Origin of the sequence: Vibrio sp. vnigr-6D03, assembly GCF_002835515.1 — a bacterium.
In the GTDB taxonomy this organism is placed as follows: Bacteria; Pseudomonadota; Gammaproteobacteria; order Enterobacterales; family Vibrionaceae; genus Vibrio; species Vibrio penaeicida.
The window spans coordinates 1-19858 of sequence record NZ_PIZL01000002.1; the positions used below are offsets into that span (position 1 = coordinate 1).

The window sequence follows — 19858 nt, forward strand, 5'->3', positions numbered from 1 at the left end:
ACCTTAACTGATCGGCATTAGGCTCAATCGAGCCCGTTTTTTTTATTTTATTATCTAGGTTTACCGCTAACCTTTAGGCGGCATTGAAAGCTGCATCTCTGGCATTTGCGCTTTCTTCATCTTAATCTTGCGAACAACAAACCAAACAACAATTCCCAGAATAATCGCAATAATGTTTCCGATCATAATGATCATCATACCTTTGAAGCGTTCATCTTCTCTCTCTTGCTCACGAATGGCTTGTTCTTCAAGCATGCGTTTCTCATCTTGAGCTTGCTTGAATGCTTGCATGGAAGCTTCCACGTCTACCTTTTCCACCACACTGAAAGACTGTTCTGCAAAACGAAAAACAAGTTCTCGCTCCGTTGCCGCTTCAGTAGCGAAAGCAATTCCCGACCAAGTGTGTTTACCGGGCATAGCAGCGTTAGGCAAACCAAAATACGCTTTCAGACCATCTTCATCCGATTGTCCTTGGGTAACCATTTCTTTGCCTTCAGGTGTCGTTTGTTCGATGCTAACGGCAATAGACCCTGGCTTAATAGCCCCTTCTTCACCCGTCACGGTAATGGAATGGTTCATTGTTTCACTTCGCGCTTGCATAAATTCCGCCGACAATGGAGTCGGATACACCAAAATAGTCTGCTCAATCGACCGAAGAAAAATTCCGTTCCCAGATGTGATGCGCGCTCGATATTTTCCAGGCTCAATTTGAATAGGCAATTCGACAGTAAAGACACCGTCTCCGGGGTACTCATCCAACCCCTGTCCGTCATCTTCAAATTCTCCCATAACTTGAGGTTTTGGTCTGGCATCAGAGCTGAGTGAATCTTCATTTGCGACATACTTAGTAAAGGTGACTTTAAGGTTCACTCTATCCAAAAAGTCTCTTAGTACCAGTGGCTTATCATCGTGTCTTAGCTGAGCAGTAAACTTCGTGCTTTCCCCCATATAAAGGCGCTGTGGGAAACGGTCCACACTCAGCTTAAGGTTTGAAAGAATTTTGATGTTATTGCTTGGGTGCACTTTACCGACGGCTTGCCACGGTCCTGGCATTGGGTCATCAATTGAAATGATGTCCATACCTGACTCTTCATACCAACGTACGTTTTCTGGATGGCTCCAAGCGTAGTATTTCTTACCATCCGGTCTTACAAGGACGACAGATTGGCTGTTCCGCTTGCGATAAATAATGAAGGACGCTTGAGATATAGAGGGATCCACCCTAAAGCGGTTGTCTAAGAGTCGAATTGAGGATTCTGATTCTTCGCTGCTTACACCAGCTGCAAACACCAACAATAAGGGAATCAAAATCCGCCACATACACTCTCCTATTGACGCCAGAGGCAAGCGCCAGCTTTTTCTACAATATCAAGACGCGCACCATGCGCTTCTACTTCATCGGCTGATGCGCGAATAACTTTAAGTGACTTTCTACCAGCCGCTACCCGTTTGATCGCTTCTCCGGATCCGTCGCTGTTCTGGTCTCCACTATTAAACTTAAGTGTGGTTTGACCGCCTGTCATTAACAGGTATACGTCTGCTAGGATTTCGGCATCGAGTAATGCCCCGTGGAGCGTACGGTGAGAGTTATCTATTCCATATCTTTCACACAAGATATCGAGGTTGTTCCGCTTGCCGGGGAAGATTTTCTTCGCCATGGCAAGGGTATCGGTTACTTTACAGTATTGCTCAGTTTTCCCGATAGATGGATCGAGCATCTTAAATTCATGATCCATAAAGCCGACATCGAAGGGCGCGTTATGAGCCACCAGCTCTGCACCATCAATGAATTCTAGAAATTCTTTATGGACATCTCGATATTCAGGTTTATCAACCAAAAACTCATCCGTAATACCATGGACCAATATGGCGTCCGGCTGGATTAACATATCGGGTTTCAAGTACACATGAAAATGTCGACCAGTGAGCTTACGATTCATGATCTCTACCGCACCGATTTCGATGATGCGATGACCCATGTAGTGTGGACCGGTTTCTCGGTTCATACCGGTTGTTTCGGTATCGAGCACCACGATTCTCTGGTGCGCAGAATTGTTGCTGGTATTCATAAGGATATGTGTCAGACTATGTTCAATGAATTCATTTCGCAATATCAAGTAATAGTATCAAATCATGGCGAAACAAGTTGAAGTTTTCACAGATGGCTCCTGCCTAGGCAATCCCGGACCAGGTGGTTATGGCATAGTACTCAGATACAAGCAAACCGAAAAAAACCTTTCTAAAGGATACCACCTCACCACAAATAACCGCATGGAAATGATGGCAGCGGTGGTTGCGCTGAAGTCGCTTAAAGAACCCTGTAATGTGATTTTAACTACAGACAGTCAGTATGTCAGACAAGGCATCACTCAGTGGATCCATAATTGGAAAAAGCGAGGATGGAAAACGGCTGACAAAAAGCCCGTGAAAAACGCCGACTTATGGCAAGAGCTCGACAAAGAAACCGCTCGTCATGATGTGGATTGGCGTTGGGTAAAAGGTCACGCTGGTCATAGAGAAAACGAAATATGTGATGAACTCGCCCGCGCCGCTGCAGAATCACCTACCGGAGAAGATACCGGTTACCAAGCTAGTTAACCTCTTGTCTGAGTTCAGGTTACTTAACCTGAACTCGGGATAAGAGATTAGCTAACCCATTAAAATAAATAAACATTTTATATTGAGGCATTCTAATGAGAAATTTTCACTTAAGACAAGGCGAGGCCACGAACCAATAACAGGTTATTGGGAGACGATTCAACGCAGTAATAAGTGAAAAGAGCCATTAGAAAGCAAGTTGTTATCCCGAGTTCAGGTTACTTAGACTGCCGTAGCCTAAGACGACTTGGTTTCCCGAGAAGAAACTCGATAATTGACTCCTATTGGCGATAAGTTACGCTTAAATCGCCAATGGGGCTTAATGGGTTTAAGAGGATAAGTGCGTTTACGAGCGACGATAAAATAAAGGCTACCAAATGGGTTCGCTAAATTACCCAGTGCGTTCTCAGTCCAAGTCCATAAAGGTTGATAGCGCTCAAATGGCAATAGTGCGTAATTGTCTAAATGAACAACCTGATAGTTCAACAATCCTAACCAGTCTCGGATTCGGTTGGGAGTAAACATTCTCCCACTCCAAGGTAAGTTGTTCTTTCGCCATGGCATCAAACTCGATAATCCTGTCACGCTTATAGGATTAAACCCCGTTATGATTAAGTAACCATCGTCAATCATTACCCTGTCTATTTCACGCAGTAGTCGGTGGGGGTCATTACAGTAATCAAGTTGGTGCGCCATCAACACTGCATCAAAACTCTTCTCAAGAAAAGGCAGATCGTATGCATCGGCTATGACGTTATGGAGTGGGTTTTCGACATCCAGTAGCACTTGGTGCTGTATATTGCAGTTAGAGCTGCTTAGCTCACAACTTAAGCCACCGAGCTTGAGCATGTGGTAACCAAACAACTTGGGACACCATTCATCTAACCTCATTTGGATAGTTTCTGATACCCACTGACCATTTTTGAGCTGTTCCCAAGAATGTGGCTGTTCTAATTTGCGTGATGTGCGAGCTGGCTTCATAATAATCCGTCTAAATATCTGGGGACTGGAGTTCCAAATATGTTAACCATCAAAAGCATACCTGCATTTAACGACAATTACATCTGGCTCATCCAAAATAACGATCAGCGTTGTGCGGTTGTCGACCCAGGCGATGCGTCTCCAGTATTGGAGCACCTAAAAACTCATGAGCTTGAACTGGAAGCCATTCTAATTACACACCATCACGGCGATCATATTGGTGGTGTTTCAGACCTCATAAGGGCTTTTCCAAATTGTAAAGTCGTCGGTCCTGCCGATGAACCCATCCCTACCCTGACGACACCAGTTAAAGAAGGCGACCAAATCGAACTATTTGGAGAAAGGTTTCTCATCTTAGATCTACCTGGACACACTTTAGGTCATATTGGTTATGTCGGCGACGGTAAATTGTTCTGTGGTGACGTCTTGTTCGCCGCAGGTTGTGGTCGCGTTTTTGAAGGCACTTTTGCTCAAATGTTTGAATCAGTTAGCAAACTGTCTGCTCTGGCTCAAGAAACCAAAGTATATTGTGCCCATGAATATACTTCCTCCAATGTTTCTTTCGCGCTCGCTGTCGAACCTGATAGCCCTGAACTCCATATCTATCGCGATGAAGTCAATCGTCTAAGAGCACAAAATTTGCCAACAATCCCGACCACAATAAGCCAAGAAATGCGGACAAACCCGTTTCTTCGCATTCAAGAAGAAAGTGTGATCAAGGCCGTGTCTCATCGCACTCAAGATACGTCACCACTTGCAGTCTTTTCGGCACTTCGTGAGTGGAAGAACGAATTTTAACGATTTGATGCTTGTCACCTAGATAGAGAGACAAGTATTATCAGCAGCCATTTAATTAAAAGGCTGCATCAATGAGAGTACAGTACAGTTGGGTGTTGGCGTTATTTTTGACAGGTTGTCAGCTAACGTCGTCGGAAACACCCAATCAAACATCACCGGAAAGTAACCAAAAGGAAACTAAGGTTACTTCGACTTCTACACCGTCGGCAAGCAAACCTGCTAGTAACACCACGGCAAAAGAAACACCGGTAGTCACTCCTCAAAGTCAGCTTGATGTTTGGCAACGAATCGCCATGCAGCTTGAAATGCCTATCCCAGACCATAAAACTGTCGATTACTATCGGACATGGTACCTAAAACACCCTCGACATTTACAAACGGTCGCACAAAGAGCAGAACCATTTCTATTTCTAATTACAGAAAAAATCGAGGAACGCGGCTTACCTTTGGAGCTCGCCCTCTTGCCCGTAGTAGAAAGCTCATTTGACCCATTTGCCTACTCTCATGGCAGTGCAGCGGGTTTATGGCAGTTTGTTCCAGCTACCGGAAAAATGTACGGACTAGAGCAAAACTATTGGTACGATGGTAGACGTGATGTTACTGAGGCTACTGATGCCGCTCTGAACTACTTAGAAAACTTGAATCGACGCTTTGAAGGTAACTGGAATCACGCCATTGCCGCATACAATAGTGGTGGTGGCAGAGTATCGAGTGCTATCCGTAAGAACAAGAAAGCCAACAAACCTATCGATTTCTTTTCACTGTCTCTACCAAAAGAAACCAGTGGGTATGTACCTAAACTGCTTGCACTAGCAGACATCGTCGCTAACCAAGAAAAATACGGTATCAATATCCCGGCTATTGCGAACCAACCTGTACTGGCGCAAGTGAACCCTAAAGAACAATTGGATTTAGCCATTGCCGCAAATTATGCAGGCTTGAGTGTGGCTGAACTTCAAGGCTATAACCCAGCTTACAACCAATGGGCAACGGCACCATCAGGACCGCACCATTTATTGATTCCCATTGAGAAGGTAGAGCAGTTCAACCAAAAAATATCGCAAAATCGCGGTAAAGGTATGAAATTGGTTCGCCACCAAGTGAAATCCGGTGACACTTTAAGCGTGCTCGCTAAAAAATACAGCACGACGACAAAAGTCATTCAAGCGGCGAACGAGCTTTCAAGCACAAGCATTTGGGTTGGCCAGAACCTGATGATTCCTACGTCGACAAAAAACGACACCATTTACGCGCTCAGTGCTGATAACCGATTAGCAAAAACACAGTCCAAAGCTCGTGGAAAATACAAATTTAGCCACACAGTCGTATCAGGCGACAACCTTTGGTCAATTGCCAAAAAACACAAAGTTTCACATCAATCCCTCGCAAAATGGAATGGTATGGGACCACGCGATACATTGCGTATCGGTCAGAAGCTGGTTGTTTGGAAAAACTCCAATGAAGGCGCAATCATCCGCCCTGTTTTCTACAAGGTACGCTCTGGCGACACCATCAGCGGCATTGCGTCTAAGTTCAAAGTCAAAACAGGCGATATTGTGAAGTGGAATGATTTAAATAAATCCAAATACTTACAGCCTGGTCAAAAATTAAAGTTGTACGTTGACGTAACGAAGGTAAGTGCATGACACCCTCTAAAAATTCATTGGTGATGTTGGTCGACATTTTCCGTTCACCAACTCAGTGCTTTGCTGCTCTTTACCAAAAAGGGATATGGGGATGGCAACCTTTCATCGTTCTGCTGATTACGCCGTTTCTGTTTTGGGGTGCCTACTTCGATATCGTCGACTTTGAATGGCTAAAGTCCGAGCTCATCGCCACCATGACCATTCCACAAGACCAACAAGCTTTGCTAAACAGCGATACGCTTTTAGCGGGTGAGGTGTTGCTCGATGTCATGGGTCGTATTTTTGCCGTGTTGCTTTTAGGTTTTTGGTTTTCATTGGCAACAAGGCAAAGCCAATACAAAATGGGTTATTGGAAGTGGGTCGCTGCAAGCTGTGTGATGCTTTTCCCTGCGGTTTTAGGGGATCTAGCAAGCTACATTAGCCTTTTAGTTAATCACGGGCACATAGTGAGTTACGCCGCTGACCTGAACAGTTTGAATGGGCTGATCAAGTTATCACCTGATCATAACTGGTATATCTTTACCAGCACCTTCCCATTGTTACTGCCTTGGTACATTGTACTGGGCTATGCCGCTCTAGGGGCTTGGACAGAGTTTGATAAAGGACAGGCACTGGCGATTGCTATCCTTCCATGGTTTTTATTCTTTACTATGCTTGTCGGTATCGCTGCGTTTAACTAATTAACTAACTTAAACGTCACCAACATAGGATTGTGGTCAGAGGCGCCTGAAACGGGCGCCTCTGCTGTTTCTAGCGTTAATCCACGGTAATACACATGATCCAATGCCCATCCCGTAATAAACGCTAGCCTTGCATCTGGTGAAAACTTTGCTTCAGCCAAATCCAATGCTGCCATTCTTTCTTTCAGCTCCACTGTTCGTTCTTCGCTCCAAGTATTGAAATCACCAGCAATGATCATTGGACCCTCGTGTGATTCAACTGCCGCTTTCAAAGCGTCTATTTGCGCTTCAAACTCCGTCGTACCAATGGTGAAATTAACCGCATGAATGTTCACGACCGCTAATGTTTGACCGTTAGACAAAGGATAAGTGGAATATAAGGCTGATTTAGGTAATCTGAGCCATGGCTCTATTTGAGTATAAGCACACGCTTTTATGGGGAAGTTAGGGGCGAGATTCAAAACACCTGCACTGCTATCAAAAAGCTTAAAAGCACTCACGTGGCTACTTGCCCAGCGATGCTTCGACAACCATTGAATAAATTCAGCATTCAGGTTGGCTTCTTGTAGTAGCACTAAGTTCGTATGTTCCGAAAAGCGGTCGAGTGCTTGAGACCACCCTTCTCGATTTTGTTTATAGATATTCCACACCAATAAACGAATTCTCTCATCGGAATCTAAAGGTGTGGTGTTCACATTGGTATAGCAATATTGGTCGGTTCGCTGGCTGGTCGCATCGAGGGAAATGAGTATAGGCTTTTCCGGAACAGTGAACAAAATGGCATAAATGCCCACTAAACAAAAGCAGCCCGCAACCATACTGAGTAACCACTTCCTCATGTTTTCTCCTAAAACCTAACGCGACTAAGCTTCAAGCAAAAATGGAGCCGAAGCTCCATTTCTTTAATACTAATTTTGGTTTAGATAGCGTCTTCGTCTTCTTCACCAGTACGAATACGTACAATACGCTCAATATCCGTGATGAAAATTTTACCGTCACCGATTTTACCCGTCTGCGCCGTTTCGATAATGGTATCCACACACTGATCTGCAACGTCTTCTGAGACAACTATTTCTAGTTTTACTTTAGGCAGAAAATCAACCATATATTCCGCGCCACGGTACAGCTCGGTGTGACCTTTTTGACGACCAAATCCTTTTACTTCAGATACAGTCATACCTGTGATACCGACTTCAGCCAGAGCTTCACGAACGTCATCCAACTTGAATGGCTTAATGATTGCTTCTATTTTTTTCATTGTCTTCCCTTCACGTATTCGTTTACAGATCATTATACCCAAGTGATTTCAAGATGCTACGTCCTGCCGCCCACGCTTAGCTGTATGCCACTAAAATTTGGCAATAAGCAAATGTCTAAGCAGCGTCCATTTTCTGCATTAATCCCCAAGCAGCAAATAAGAATACGCCTATGTTTACCAACATGAGAACAAAATCTTGGAATAACAGCCCACTACCATCAAACGACAGCACACCCGAAAACAATGTTAGTGAGGGAATAAAGAAGAGAACAGGCAGATAACCCCAAGTTCTTTGACGCCATAGCCCAACAACAGCAAGTAGCCCGCTAATATAGGTGAGTGCCATTATGGTCGCTGGAATCAGCTTGAGTACAGTTTGGGAAAGAGCTTGAGTTAGGATAGGTGAATGAAAAGCTAAATAGCCAATAAGAATCAGCGCAATAATGCGTTCTGTCGAAATGCGCTTTTGTCCTGACGAATTCACATTCATGGCAACACTCCTTGTTGTCCGTTATTGTTTTTCGATAGTAACCTTTATGTCCGTATAGTTTGATACCATCTCATTTCAGTGTAGTTGGAAATGAGCTCCTTACAATAGATTGAAAAAATATAGTGACTTTCTATTGCCTGCCTTTATTTATACCTTTTCTTTTATTAATAAAAATAAAAATGCCCAGTATTGAAGTCAGTACTGGGCATAAGATCACACTATCGTGTTCGAGTTTCATTTAAGGCTCGAAAAGTAAGCAGCCAAGTTATCAATATCCTGATCACTAAGCCCCATTGCTTGCGCAGACATTACCGCCGCCAAGTCGCCAGTGCGTTGATTTGCTTTATACGCTTTCAGAGAACTGACTAAATATTTCTCGTTCTGACCTTTCAAATTCGGATAACCATCAATTGCTGCAATACCATCCGCACCATGACAGGCAGCACACACCGCCGCTTTAGCTTTCCCAGCATTTGCATCTCCTGCGACACTGGCACCACTAAACACCATTGCGAATGCCATTGCACATCCTATTGTTACTTTTCTCATTGCTTCACCATGTATTTATTAGGGTTATAGTTTCTGTTAATTGTGGCACATTTTTAGATCAACTGATCCAAACAAGTTCACAATCCGAAGCATTAAAGCCTTGAGTAACAAATAGATTGGCAACAGCAGCAACTTTATCATCGTACATTACAATAGGTATTTGCCTGCGCTTCCAACTCGGTACGCCATACTCCTGAAAGAGCTTTTTGAGTTTTCGACTGCCATTTCGACCCACTGGCTTGGCGCTGAGCCCTTGAGGACAGAAGTGCACTGTCACTTTTTCTGATGGAAGTGGAAGGCGCAGTGAAAGCGAATTTACTGAAACAGAATTGTCCAGCGATGTAATCAGACCACTCGTACCCAATGTTAATTCACCTAGGGTATAAGGGAGGAGCAATGTCTTCCCAACGCTTAGTTCTTCGCACCAATCAGAGAGATCTTGCTCGGGAGACACTAGATAAAGGCGATGGTCATATCGGCGTATTTCTCCAGAAGACAAGGACAAACTTGGGTTGGCATCTTTTTGACTACACGCCACATTTTGCCAGATGACCTGCAATTGCTTTCTTGATGGCATTTTGGCGCCAGAATACTCAAGCCACATTCGGATCAATTGCGCTCTGGCAAGTTCACTCTGTTCAGAAAGCTTACCAATGCTTAAGCTACCATCATGAAACAGAGCATCCGATAAATTCTGGCTCAAGAGCTCTTCAATGAGATTTTGTTGATCGGCGCACAATTGAGCACTTCGCTGAACAGATTTTTCAAAACCAGACCAGCGGTTAGCAAGCTCAGGGACAACTCGGTGGCGTAAGAAATTGCGATCAAACTGAGTGTCATCATTGCTTTCATCATGATTCCAACTCAGTTTGTGTTCGAGGGCATACTGTTCGATATCTTGGCGAGAAACACTGAGTAGAGGACGTAAAATCTTCCCTTCTCCAAATGAAGCAATGCGCGGCATACCTGATAAACCCTTTGGACCACTTCCTCGTTTTAAGGCCAACAGAAACGTTTCCGTTTGATCGCTCATATGCTGCCCCGTCAACAGAACATCATTATGACCGACGTGTCGTCGAAGAACGTCATACCTTGCTTCGCGGGCCAACTCCTCGACACTCCTACCCGATTCAATATCTAACACAACTCTTTCAGCAAAAAACGGAACGTTGGCTTTTTCACACCAAGCCTGACAATTTTTTTGCCAGTCATCAGCGTTGCTGCTCAAGCCATGATGGATATGAACGGCTTTGGTTTTGATGTGATGAGATTCAACCATGTGACTCAGTAGATGCAGCATTACGCGTGAGTCCATCCCACCGCTTAAGGCAAGGATAATCGTTGTCTCAGGTGAGGTATGTTTCAGTATTTGTTGGTTGAATTCGTTTTGTAACACGTTTGTCCCAATAAAAAAGCGAGCCTAATGCTCGCTTTATTCTACCTTAATCTGCTAACTCACAGTAACTATGGCTTATTAACCAGTAACTGTAGTTCTTAGCAATAACCGTAGCTCTTAACAATAACCATAGCTCATTAAGCGTTGGTAACGACGCTCAAGTAGCGTTTCTTCATCAAGGTGGTCCAACTCATCAAGTTGCTTAACAAGCATCGCCTTCATGTTTTCAGCCATTTTTAGCTTGTCACGGTGTGCGCCACCTAGAGGCTCTTCGATGATCTCATCGATCAGCTTCAATTCCTTTAGACGAGGAGCAACAAGACCCATTGCTTCAGCGGCCTGAGGTGCTTTATCTGAATCACGCCATAAGATAGAAGCACAGCCTTCCGGTGAAATAACAGCGTATGTTGAGTATTGAAGCATGTTCACGTAGTCACCGACACCAATAGCCAATGCACCACCAGAACCACCTTCACCCACAACGTTACAAATGACGGGTACTTTAAGACCAGACATCACTTTTAGGTTTTTAGCGATAGCTTCTGATTGCCCGCGTTCTTCGGCACCAACACCTGGGTATGCACCCGCGGTATCGATAAACGTGATGATTGGCATTTTGAAGCGCTCTGCTGTTTCCATAAGGCGAAGTGCTTTACGGTAACCTTCAGGCTTTGGCATACCAAAGTTGCGGATCACTTTTTCTTTTGTCTCACGCCCTTTTTGATGACCAATGATCATCACTGGACGTCCTTCTAAACGAGCGATACCACCAACGATGGCTTTGTCATCTGCATAAGCGCGGTCCCCAGCAAGCTCATCAAACTCTGTAAATACGTTTTCCACGTAATCCAGCGTATAAGGGCGCTGAGGGTGGCGAGCTAGCTGAGCTACCTGCCATGCACCTAGATCACTGAAGATTTTCTTTTTCAGTTCTAAACTTTTGTCTTCAAGTTGTTTGATTTCTTTATCTAGATCAACTGAAGCATCCCCGCCATGACGAGATACGTCACGTAATGCTTCAATTTTTGCTTCCAGTTCAGCGATAGGCTTTTCAAATTCAAGAAAGTTTAGGCTCATCTATGAATCCTTATTGGTCAGCTGCGCACCATTTCGCAGCTGAATTAGTTAAATTCGAGTTCTACCTGGCTATGACCAAGCAGCTCCTTTAAATCGTCTAGTAATGTATCTGCTGGCGTTACTCGCCATTCCACGCCCAGTGCTAGACGTGCTCGCGCATCGCTGCGCTGATAATATACATTAACTGGCACTGTTCCCGCTCGGTGCGGCTCCAATATTTGATTGAAGCGTTCAAAGAAATGTTCATCAATTTGTTGTTCTTGTATAGAAACGGACAAACCACGAGCGTATTTTTCACGCGCATTTCCGAGATCCATAACCTCGCGCGCGGACATTTTAAGCCCACCGTTAAAGTCATCAAAGCTGACCTGTCCGGAAATGACCAAAATTTTATCTTTTTCAAGCAGTTCTGCATACCTTTCGAGCGCATCTGAGAACAACATCACTTCCATGCGCCCAGAACGATCATCCAGTGTCATAAGCCCAATGCGCGTACCGCGTTTGGTTGTCATAACACGTGCGGCAATCACTAGCCCTGAAATGGTTAAAGATTGGTCACGGCGAGTTGGTTGCGCATCTTTAAGTCGACAACTGGTGTACTTACCGAGTTCCTTTAAATAGGCATTAATTGGGTGCCCGGTCAAATACAGACCCAAGGTTTCTCGCTCCCCTTCTAGCCAAACTTTTTCCGGCCACGCGGGAACTTGGGTATATTTCGTTTCAACATCTTCCGGTGCATCCGTTAAGACACCAAACATATCAACCTGACCAAAAGACTCAGCTTGGTGATGCTGACTAGCTGCTTTCACTGCATCATTGAGTGATGCCATCATGGCTGCTCTATGTGGACCGAGTCTATCCAACGCACCGGCATAAATCAGTTTTTCGATAACACGTTTATTTACTTTTTTAAGGTCGATACGAGCACAAAAATCGAAAAGGTCTTTAAAATAACCTCCCTTTTTACGTGCTTCAATAATGTTATCAATCGGCCCTTCACCAACACCTTTAATGGCACCAATACCATAAACGATGGCACCGGTTTCATCGACATTAAAGCGATATAAACCCGCATTGATGTCTGGTGGTAATAGAGTCAGCTTCATTCTTATGCATTCATCTACCAAGCCGACAACTTTTTCTGTGTTATCCATATCCGCAGTCATTACTGCCGCCATGAATTCCGCTGGATAATGCTTTTTCAACCAAAGCGTCTGGTAAGAAACCAATGCGTACGCAGCAGAGTGAGATTTGTTAAAACCGTAGCCTGCAAATTTCTCTACCAAGTCGAAGATCTTCATGGCGAGTTCGCCATCGACCCCATTTTTTATGGCGCCTTCTTCGAAAATAGCGCGCTGTTTAGCCATTTCTTCTGGTTTTTTCTTACCCATCGCTCGACGAAGCATATCTGCGCCACCTAGCGTATAACCCGCTAAGATCTGGGCTATCTGCATTACCTGCTCTTGATACAGGATGATGCCGTAAGTCGGTTCCAGCGTCTCTTTCAGCGTTTCATGCTGCCATGTTTCATCTGGATAAGAGATGGCTTCACGTCCGTGTTTACGGTCGATGAAGTTATCTACCATGCCCGATTGAAGCGGTCCCGGTCGGAACAGGGCTACCAATGCGATGATGTCTTCAAAACAGTCCGGTTGAAGCCGTTTGATCAGGTCTTTCATACCGCGAGATTCCAGCTGGAATACCGCGGTGGTCTCGGAGTTTTGTAGCAATTTAAATGACGGTTGGTCGTCAAGCGGGATCGATTCTATACGGACTTGTTCTTTGCCTTCACGCTCTAATCGAGGGTTAATTAGGCCAAGCGCCCAATCGATGATAGTCAGCGTTCGTAGCCCTAAGAAGTCAAATTTAACCAGACCTGCCGTTTCTACATCATTCTTATCAAACTGAGTTACGGGAAAGTTGCCCTCTGCATCGCAGTAGATAGGAGCAAAGTCGGTAATGGTCGTTGGTGAAATAACAACACCACCGGCATGCTTACCCGCATTTCGAGTACAGCCTTCTAAAATACGACACATGTCGATGAGTTCTTTTACTTCCTCATCGGCTTCATAAATCTCGGGAAGTTGTGGCTCTGCAACAAACGCTTTCTCTAGCGTCATCCCAGGGTCAGGTGGAACAAGTTTTGAGATCCGGTCAACAAATCCATATGGGTGACCCAGTACACGCCCCACATCTCGAATAACCGCTTTTGCAGCCATGGTGCCGAATGTAATGATCTGTGACACCGCATCACGACCGTACATTTCTGCTACGTGGTCAATAACTTGATCACGTTTATCCATACAAAAATCGATATCGAAATCGGGCATGGATACACGTTCGGGGTTGAGGAAACGTTCGAATAGAAGATCGTATTCTAATGGGTCGAGATCGGTAATATCCAACGCGTAAGCCACAAGCGACCCTGCACCAGAACCTCGTCCAGGCCCAACTGGTACATCATTGTCTTTCGACCACTGGATGAATTCCATAACGATAAGGAAGTAACCAGGGAATCCCATTTTGTTGACAACGTCGAGCTCTATCTCTAGGCGTTCATCGTATTCTGGGCGGCGTTTCAGGCGTTCATCTTCATCGGGGAAGAGAAAAGCCAATCGCCGTTCTAAGCCTTCTTGCGATTTCTTAACTAGAAAGTCTTCGATCGCCATACCTTCAGTAGGAAAGTTTGGTAGGAAATATTCGCCTAAACGCACGGTTACGTTACAGCGTTTAGCAATTTCTACGCTGTTTTCCAACGCTTCAGGTATGTCTGAAAACAACTCACACATTTCCTCTTCACTGCGAAGGTACTGTTGTGGGCTGTAGTTTTTAGGTCTACGAGGGTCCTCAAGTGTGAAACCATCGTGAATGGCAACGCGAATCTCATGTGCATCAAACTGATCTTCGGTAATGAATACCACTTCGTTGGTCGCGACAACGGGCAATTCCGCTTGCTCAGCAAGTTCTAAAGCAAAATGCAGGTAGCTTTCTTCGTCAGGTCGACCTGTACGAGTGAGTTCTAAATAAAAGCGGTCTGGAAAGTGAGTTTGATAAAATTCAACACATTCAGACACAAGAGCAGCATTGCCTTTGAGTAAAGCACGGCCAATTTCACCAACACGCCCCCCCGAAAGAACAATAAGGCCTTCGCTGTATTTCGCCAGCCATTCTTTTTCTATAACTGGCTGGTGCTGTACATGACCACGTTGGTACGCATCTGAGATCAACAAAGTCAGGTTTTTATAACCCGTGTTATCTGTTGCCAATACCGTCATTTTTGTGAGTTCATCACCAAACTCATCCGACTGCATTGTGAAATCTGCCCCGATGATAGGCTTGATACCATTCCCATGCGCCGTATTATAAAATTTCACTAAACCACAAAGGTTTGTAAAATCTGTCAGCGCCATCGCAGGCATCCCGTATTCAGCCACTTTTTTGACTATAGGTGGCACTTTAGAAAGGCCATCGACCATAGAGAAGTCACTGTGAATACGTAGGTGTACAAATTTCGGGTCAGACATTAATCAGATCCTGATGCTCAGATTACTTAGATATTTCGTGAGGGTTAAACCCACTTGCGTACATGATACTTGAATCCAAAAACAAGAGAAGCTATTCGATCCCAAGTGCGCGTTTTACAGGCTTAAAGCTCTTTCTGTGCTCAGCTATAACACCGTGTTTTTCGATTGCTGCAAAGTGCGCCTTCGTTGGATAACCTTTGTGATTTGCAAAACCAAATTCTGGATGTCTTTTATCAAGCTCTTCCATCTCACTATCTCGTACTACTTTGGCGATAATGGATGCAGCACTGATTTCCGCTACTCTCAAATCTCCTTTTACTACAGCTAGACCAGCCATAGGTAATTCAGGAACACGATTACCATCGATAAGCGCGAAGCACGGTTGTGTATCCAACCCTGCAATGGCTCGTTGCATTGCTACCATCGTGGCTTGCAAAATATTCAGTTCATCTATCTCTTCTGGAGAACAACGGCCTACTGCCCAAGCCAGTGCTTTTTCTTTGATTTCAGGGAAAAGCGCTTGGCGTTTTTTCTCAGACAATTTCTTTGAATCGGTCAGTCCTTCAATGGGGTTGTTAGGATCTAAAATGACCGCAGCAGTCACTACGTCACCAACCAATGGACCACGACCGACTTCGTCTACACCCGCGAAAAGCTGATAACCCGCAGGGTATTCAAATAGAGGAAAGTCTTGCTTTGCTTTCTTAGGCATAATTATTTTCCAATTAAATTGAGAACAGCAGTTGCGGCTTGATGATCGGCATCTTTTTTAATCCACTGGTGCATCTCTGTAAATTCGCTGATTAAAGCTTGGTTGTCACCAAACAAAGCTTTTTCAATTTCAGGATATAAAAAGTCTGGGTGGCACTCATCAAGAATGAATTCTTTCACCAATTCTTTACCTGCCAGTATATTGGGTAGAGAAACAAATTCTGTAATCGCCAACTTCTGAACTATCCAACCTGTCAGTCTATTTACTTTGTAGCCGACAACCATAGGGCGCTTAAGTAGCATGCACTCTAAACTTACTGTGCCGGACGCAAGTAATACCGCATCAGACGCCGTAATCACATTTCGAGCTGTATCTTGAACAATCACAAAGTTGAGTTCGGGAGCGATGTCTTTCCAGATCTGTTCAAATTGCGCTTTTCGCTTTTCGTTTACAGCAGCAACAACAAAACCAACATCGGGGTGTTTTTGATTAAGGCGTTTACACGTTTCGATAAACGGCTTAGCAATCAAACCTACTTCCCCTCCTCGGCTACCAGGCAATACGGCTAACCAAGTTTTATCTTGTTCTAGCTCGAGATGCGCTCTTGCTTCTTTTTTATCGGGCTGAAGGGGGATCGCGTCTGCGAGTGTATGACCTACAAATTCGCAGGCTACGTTGTATTTGTCGTAAAAAGCTTTCTCGAATGGCAGGAAAGCCAAAACCAAATCCGTTGCGGCATCAATTTTAAAAATTCGCTTTGGACGCCAAGCCCATACAGATGGACTGACATAATGGACGGTCTTAATCCCTGCTTTCTTGAGGCTCAATTCCAATCGCAAGTTAAAGTCAGGTGCATCTATACCAATAAACACATCCGGTGGGTTTTGCGTAAAGTGCTTAACTAATTCGGCTTTAACTTTCAAAAGCCGAGGCAAGCGCCCTAAAACTTCTACAAGCCCCATCACGGCTAGCTCTTCCATCTCAAACAGAGATTCGCACCCCAACGCCTTCATTTTGGGTCCGCCAATACCGACAAATTCGGCATCTGGATATTGCCTTTTCATCGCTTCCATAAGACCAGCACCTAACGTATCACCAGATAATTCACCGGCAACGATGCCAATTCTTAACGGACCAGTACCTGAAGTCATATTTCACCCAAAGCCAAATTTTCACACTTAAAAATACAAAAAGATCGCTAAAAACAGCGATCTTTTCAATGGTCAGTACAATCAACGCACCTATACAGCCGATCGGGTTGACCCTATCGAATAATCCCGCGTTGTGAGTTACCTAAGAAGTCCAAAAACTGCTGTACAGCTTTAAACTCATTCGCTTCTTTTGCAATCTCTGTTTTCGCTTCTTCAAGCGTCAGTCCATTACGGTAAAGGGACTTATAAGCCCGGCGAATAGCATGGATTTCTTTTTTCTCGAACCCTCTGCGTTTCAGCCCTTCGATATTGATACCAAAAGGTTTACAGTGATTCCCTTGCGCCATAACAAAAGGTGGTACGTCTTGTACAACAATGGATCCGCCACCAACAAAGCAGTGAGCACCCAACGTACAGAATTGGTGAACCGGAGAAAGGGCAGTTAGAATCACGTAGTCTTCGACTGTTACATGACCTGCTAATGTCGCATTGTTACCAAGAATAACGTTATCACCCACAATACAATCATGAGCAATATGGGCGTTAACACAGAATAGGTTATCGCTACCAACGCGAGTTTCACCCTTATCCTGAACGGTACCACGGTGCATTTGTACACTTTCTCGAATGACGTTGCGATCGCCAACAATCAAACGAGTATCTTCGCCGCTGTATTTTTTGTCCTGGCATTCTTCACCTACGATCGCGTAGGGGAAGATTCGGTTTTCATTACCAATGATTGTTGGACCTTTAATCACAACATGAGACATAATCTCGTTGTTTTCACCTATTTCGATATCGCCCGAAATATAAGTGAATGGCCCTACCGTTGTGCCAGCACCGATACGAACATTACCTTCAATAACCGCACTAGGATGAATAGAGGCAGATTCATGAATCATATTAAAATTCTCTACGAGCACATTTCAGCTCAGCAGAACACACTACCTTGCCGTCCACCGTCGCTTTACCATTAAACGCAGCAATACCGCGACGCTCTTTCAAAAATTCAACTTCAATCAGCATTTGATCGCCTGGCATCACAGGTGCACGGAACTTTGCGCCGTCAACACTAGCAAAGTAGTACAGTTCGTTTTCCGCAGGAGCACCAAATGTTTTAAATGCCAGTAACCCCGTTGCTTGGGCCATTGCTTCAAGAATTAATACGCCTGGAAATACAGGCAATTGTGGGAAATGACCGGTGAACTGAGGTTCGTTCACTGACACATTTTTTAAGCCTACTAGGTACTTACCTTCTTCGTAGTCAGTAACACGATCAATCATCAGGAAAGGGTAGCGATGTGGAAGAAGTGTTTGAATCTCCGTGATGTCCATCGTTTTCTTTTCAGTAGTCAAAGTCATATTCCTATCAATTTTCAAATTCAATTCATCGTTAGATAAACGAATGAAAGCCCGCAGTGCGCAGGCTTTAAGTTAAACGTTTCGTGTCAGGATTTTAGCTCTTTCTCGACAGATTTCAGTCTTCTGTCTAGTTCCGCAATCTTGTGTACACGTGGCACCATTTTACGCCATTCTTTATTCGGTTGCACCGGGACACCTGAAGAGAAAACACCTTTTTCTTCAATGTCACGCATCACCATAGACATACCAGTAACAACTACTTGATCGACAATCGTAATGTGACCGTTAACAACCGCACCGCCACCAAACTGACAGTACTTACCAATCTGAGTGCTGCCTGCGACTATCACTGCTCCCGCCATTGCCGTGCCATAACCGACATGGACGTTATGAGCAATTTGAATCTGGTTATCTAGAACAACGTTGTCTTCTATTACGGTATCGTCCAGTGTACCACGGTCTATAGTGGTACATGCTCCGATCTCTACGCGGTCTCCGATACGAACACCGCCAACTTGAGGGATTTTTATCCACTCACCTTTTTCGTTGGCGTTGCCAAATCCATCGGATCCAATCACGGCATTAGCTTGAATTAAGCAATCCGAACCGATCGTTACATCATGGTATACGCTAACATTCGACCAAAGTTTGGTATTTGAACCTATTGAGGTATTTTTACCAACGAAACATCCAGCACCAATCACAGCGTTATCGCCAAGACACACACCAGATTCAATCACTGCATTAGCTCCGACAGATACGTTTTCACCTAATGAAGACGATTCATCAATAACCGCTGTTTTATGAATATTGGAAGCTGGTGAAGGCGTCGTATCAAGTACTTGGGCGATACGGGCGTACGCTACGTATGGGTCTTCAACTACGATCGAATTACCCGAGTAATGCTCCAGATCGGACTCACGTAATAAAATAGCATCCGCTTTACACTGATCGAGTGATTTTCTGAATTTGGGACTAGAAAGGAAAGAAAGCTGACCTTGACCAGCTTTGTCCATGGCAGCAAACTCGGAAACGGCAATGCTGCCGTCTCCGTGTAACTCACCACCTGCAATTTTCGCGATTTCTGCAAGGGTTAATGTTGTCATATATTCTTATTTAAGTTGTTCAATTACTTTTTTAGACAAGTTCAATTCAGGTTTTGCGTACTGAAGTGAAGTAGCATCAATCACTACGTCAAAGCCTTCTTTCTCTGCTACTTTTGCAATTGTATCTTGAATCAGCTTAAGCAGTTTTTGTCTTTCTTGCGCTTCGCGCTTTTGACCGTTTTGCTCTAGCGATTGCGCTTTAATTTTGTATTCAGCCTGAAGTTGACCAATTTCGATCTGCAGTTTACGAATACCATCTTCGCCAAGCAATTCACCATCACGGCGACCTTGTTCGATTTTCGTTTTCAGCTTCGCTTCAAGTGATTGTAGCTCGGCGTTTTGGTCTTTAAATTCAGCCTGAAGTTTTTGTAAAACAGATTCACGCTGAGGGAGAGCCTGGAAAATCTGCGCAGTATTTACATAACCCACTTTTTGAGCCGCTTCTGCAGCATTAGCAAAAAAAGATGTACCCAGTAAGGCTAGGCTAAGTGCAGCTGCTTTTAACGTTGTTTTCAAAATTCTCTCCTAAG

Annotated in this window: 20 protein-coding genes; 4 read left to right on the top strand and 16 right to left on the bottom strand. The window is 44.4% G+C overall.

The features are described 5' to 3' along the window. Positions 1-66 precede the first annotated feature (66 nt). Positions 67-1320, bottom strand: coding sequence for a TIGR03503 family protein (locus CW749_RS03215; RefSeq protein WP_101110612.1), 1254 nt, complete (start codon positions 1318-1320; stop codon positions 67-69). An 8-nt stretch (positions 1321-1328) separates the two neighbouring features. Further along, positions 1329-2069, bottom strand: a complete 741-nt coding sequence (gene dnaQ, locus CW749_RS03220) for a DNA polymerase III subunit epsilon (protein WP_101110613.1) — start codon at positions 2067-2069, stop codon at positions 1329-1331. 64 nt (positions 2070-2133) lie between these two features. On the opposite strand from dnaQ, the gene rnhA reads away from it, so the two are divergent. Continuing rightward, the gene (gene rnhA / locus CW749_RS03225) at positions 2134-2598 is read left to right on the top strand and encodes a ribonuclease HI (RefSeq protein ID WP_101110614.1); all 465 of its coding nucleotides are present in this window, start codon (positions 2134-2136) and stop codon (positions 2596-2598) included. Positions 2599-2835: 237 nt separating this feature from the next. Here the strand turns inward: rnhA and CW749_RS03230 are convergent, their stop codons facing one another. After that, positions 2836-3579 carry a class I SAM-dependent methyltransferase gene (locus tag CW749_RS03230; RefSeq protein WP_101110615.1) on the bottom strand — a complete coding sequence of 248 codons (744 nt, stop codon included), beginning with the start codon at positions 3577-3579 and terminating at the stop codon, positions 2836-2838. A 39-nt stretch (positions 3580-3618) separates the two neighbouring features. Between CW749_RS03230 and gloB the strand changes: the two genes are divergently transcribed. The 3 genes from gloB (at position 3619) to CW749_RS03245 (ending at position 6703) form a co-directional block, all read left to right on the top strand. Further along, positions 3619-4377: a hydroxyacylglutathione hydrolase gene (gene gloB / locus CW749_RS03235; protein WP_101110616.1), complete on the top strand. Its 759-nt coding sequence runs from the start codon at positions 3619-3621 to the stop codon at positions 4375-4377. Positions 4378-4448: 71 nt separating this feature from the next. Then, on the top strand, positions 4449-6023 hold the full coding sequence (locus tag CW749_RS03240) for a LysM peptidoglycan-binding domain-containing protein (RefSeq protein WP_101110617.1): 1575 nt from the start codon (positions 4449-4451) through the stop codon (positions 6021-6023). Further along, positions 6020-6703, top strand: coding sequence for a YIP1 family protein (locus CW749_RS03245; protein WP_101110618.1), 684 nt, complete (start codon positions 6020-6022; stop codon positions 6701-6703). The genes CW749_RS03240 and CW749_RS03245 overlap by 4 nt, the downstream gene beginning before the upstream one ends. Here the strand turns inward: CW749_RS03245 and CW749_RS03250 are convergent. The 13 genes from CW749_RS03250 to CW749_RS03310 all read right to left on the bottom strand — a co-directional run bounded on the left by CW749_RS03250 (position 6700) and on the right by CW749_RS03310 (position 19844). Then, complete coding sequence (locus tag CW749_RS03250; RefSeq protein ID WP_101110619.1) at positions 6700-7542, bottom strand: endonuclease/exonuclease/phosphatase family protein; 843 nt, start codon at positions 7540-7542, stop codon at positions 6700-6702. The two genes, CW749_RS03245 and CW749_RS03250, sit on opposite strands and share 4 nt — an antisense overlap. Before the next feature lie 80 nt (positions 7543-7622). After that, on the bottom strand, positions 7623-7961 hold the full coding sequence (gene glnB / locus CW749_RS03255; protein ID WP_101110620.1) for a nitrogen regulatory protein P-II: 339 nt from the start codon (positions 7959-7961) through the stop codon (positions 7623-7625). 115 nt (positions 7962-8076) lie between these two features. Beyond that, a complete protein-coding gene (locus CW749_RS03260) occupies positions 8077-8451 on the bottom strand; it encodes a hypothetical protein (RefSeq protein ID WP_101110621.1) in 375 nt (124 codons plus the stop codon). Between the two features lie 234 nt (positions 8452-8685). Beyond that, positions 8686-9000, bottom strand: a complete 315-nt coding sequence (locus CW749_RS03265; RefSeq protein WP_101110622.1) for a c-type cytochrome — start codon at positions 8998-9000, stop codon at positions 8686-8688. 58 nt (positions 9001-9058) lie between these two features. Further along, positions 9059-10396 (bottom strand): tRNA lysidine(34) synthetase TilS, encoded by a 1338-nt coding sequence (gene tilS / locus CW749_RS03270; RefSeq protein WP_180958316.1) that lies wholly within the window; start codon positions 10394-10396, stop codon positions 9059-9061. Positions 10397-10513: 117 nt separating this feature from the next. Beyond that, positions 10514-11473 (bottom strand): acetyl-CoA carboxylase carboxyl transferase subunit alpha, encoded by a 960-nt coding sequence (gene accA / locus CW749_RS03275; RefSeq protein WP_101110623.1) that lies wholly within the window; start codon positions 11471-11473, stop codon positions 10514-10516. 44 nt (positions 11474-11517) lie between these two features. Continuing rightward, positions 11518-14997: a DNA polymerase III subunit alpha gene (dnaE, locus tag CW749_RS03280; protein WP_101110624.1), complete on the bottom strand. Its 3480-nt coding sequence runs from the start codon at positions 14995-14997 to the stop codon at positions 11518-11520. A 91-nt stretch (positions 14998-15088) separates the two neighbouring features. Further along, positions 15089-15709, bottom strand: coding sequence for a ribonuclease HII (rnhB, locus tag CW749_RS03285; RefSeq protein ID WP_101110625.1), 621 nt, complete (start codon positions 15707-15709; stop codon positions 15089-15091). 2 nt (positions 15710-15711) lie between these two features. Then, positions 15712-16860 (bottom strand): lipid-A-disaccharide synthase, encoded by a 1149-nt coding sequence (gene lpxB, locus CW749_RS03290; RefSeq protein ID WP_101110626.1) that lies wholly within the window; start codon positions 16858-16860, stop codon positions 15712-15714. Between the two features lie 113 nt (positions 16861-16973). Next, a complete protein-coding gene (lpxA, locus tag CW749_RS03295; protein WP_101110627.1) occupies positions 16974-17762 on the bottom strand; it encodes an acyl-ACP--UDP-N-acetylglucosamine O-acyltransferase in 789 nt (262 codons plus the stop codon). A gap of 1 nt (position 17763) precedes the next feature. Beyond that, the gene (gene fabZ, locus CW749_RS03300; protein ID WP_174715161.1) at positions 17764-18195 is read right to left on the bottom strand and encodes a 3-hydroxyacyl-ACP dehydratase FabZ; all 432 of its coding nucleotides are present in this window, start codon (positions 18193-18195) and stop codon (positions 17764-17766) included. A gap of 113 nt (positions 18196-18308) precedes the next feature. Further along, positions 18309-19328, bottom strand: a complete 1020-nt coding sequence (gene lpxD, locus CW749_RS03305) for a UDP-3-O-(3-hydroxymyristoyl)glucosamine N-acyltransferase (RefSeq protein WP_101110629.1) — start codon at positions 19326-19328, stop codon at positions 18309-18311. Positions 19329-19334: 6 nt separating this feature from the next. After that, positions 19335-19844 (bottom strand): OmpH family outer membrane protein, encoded by a 510-nt coding sequence (locus CW749_RS03310; protein ID WP_101110630.1) that lies wholly within the window; start codon positions 19842-19844, stop codon positions 19335-19337. Between the last annotated feature and the right edge of the window lie 14 nt (positions 19845-19858).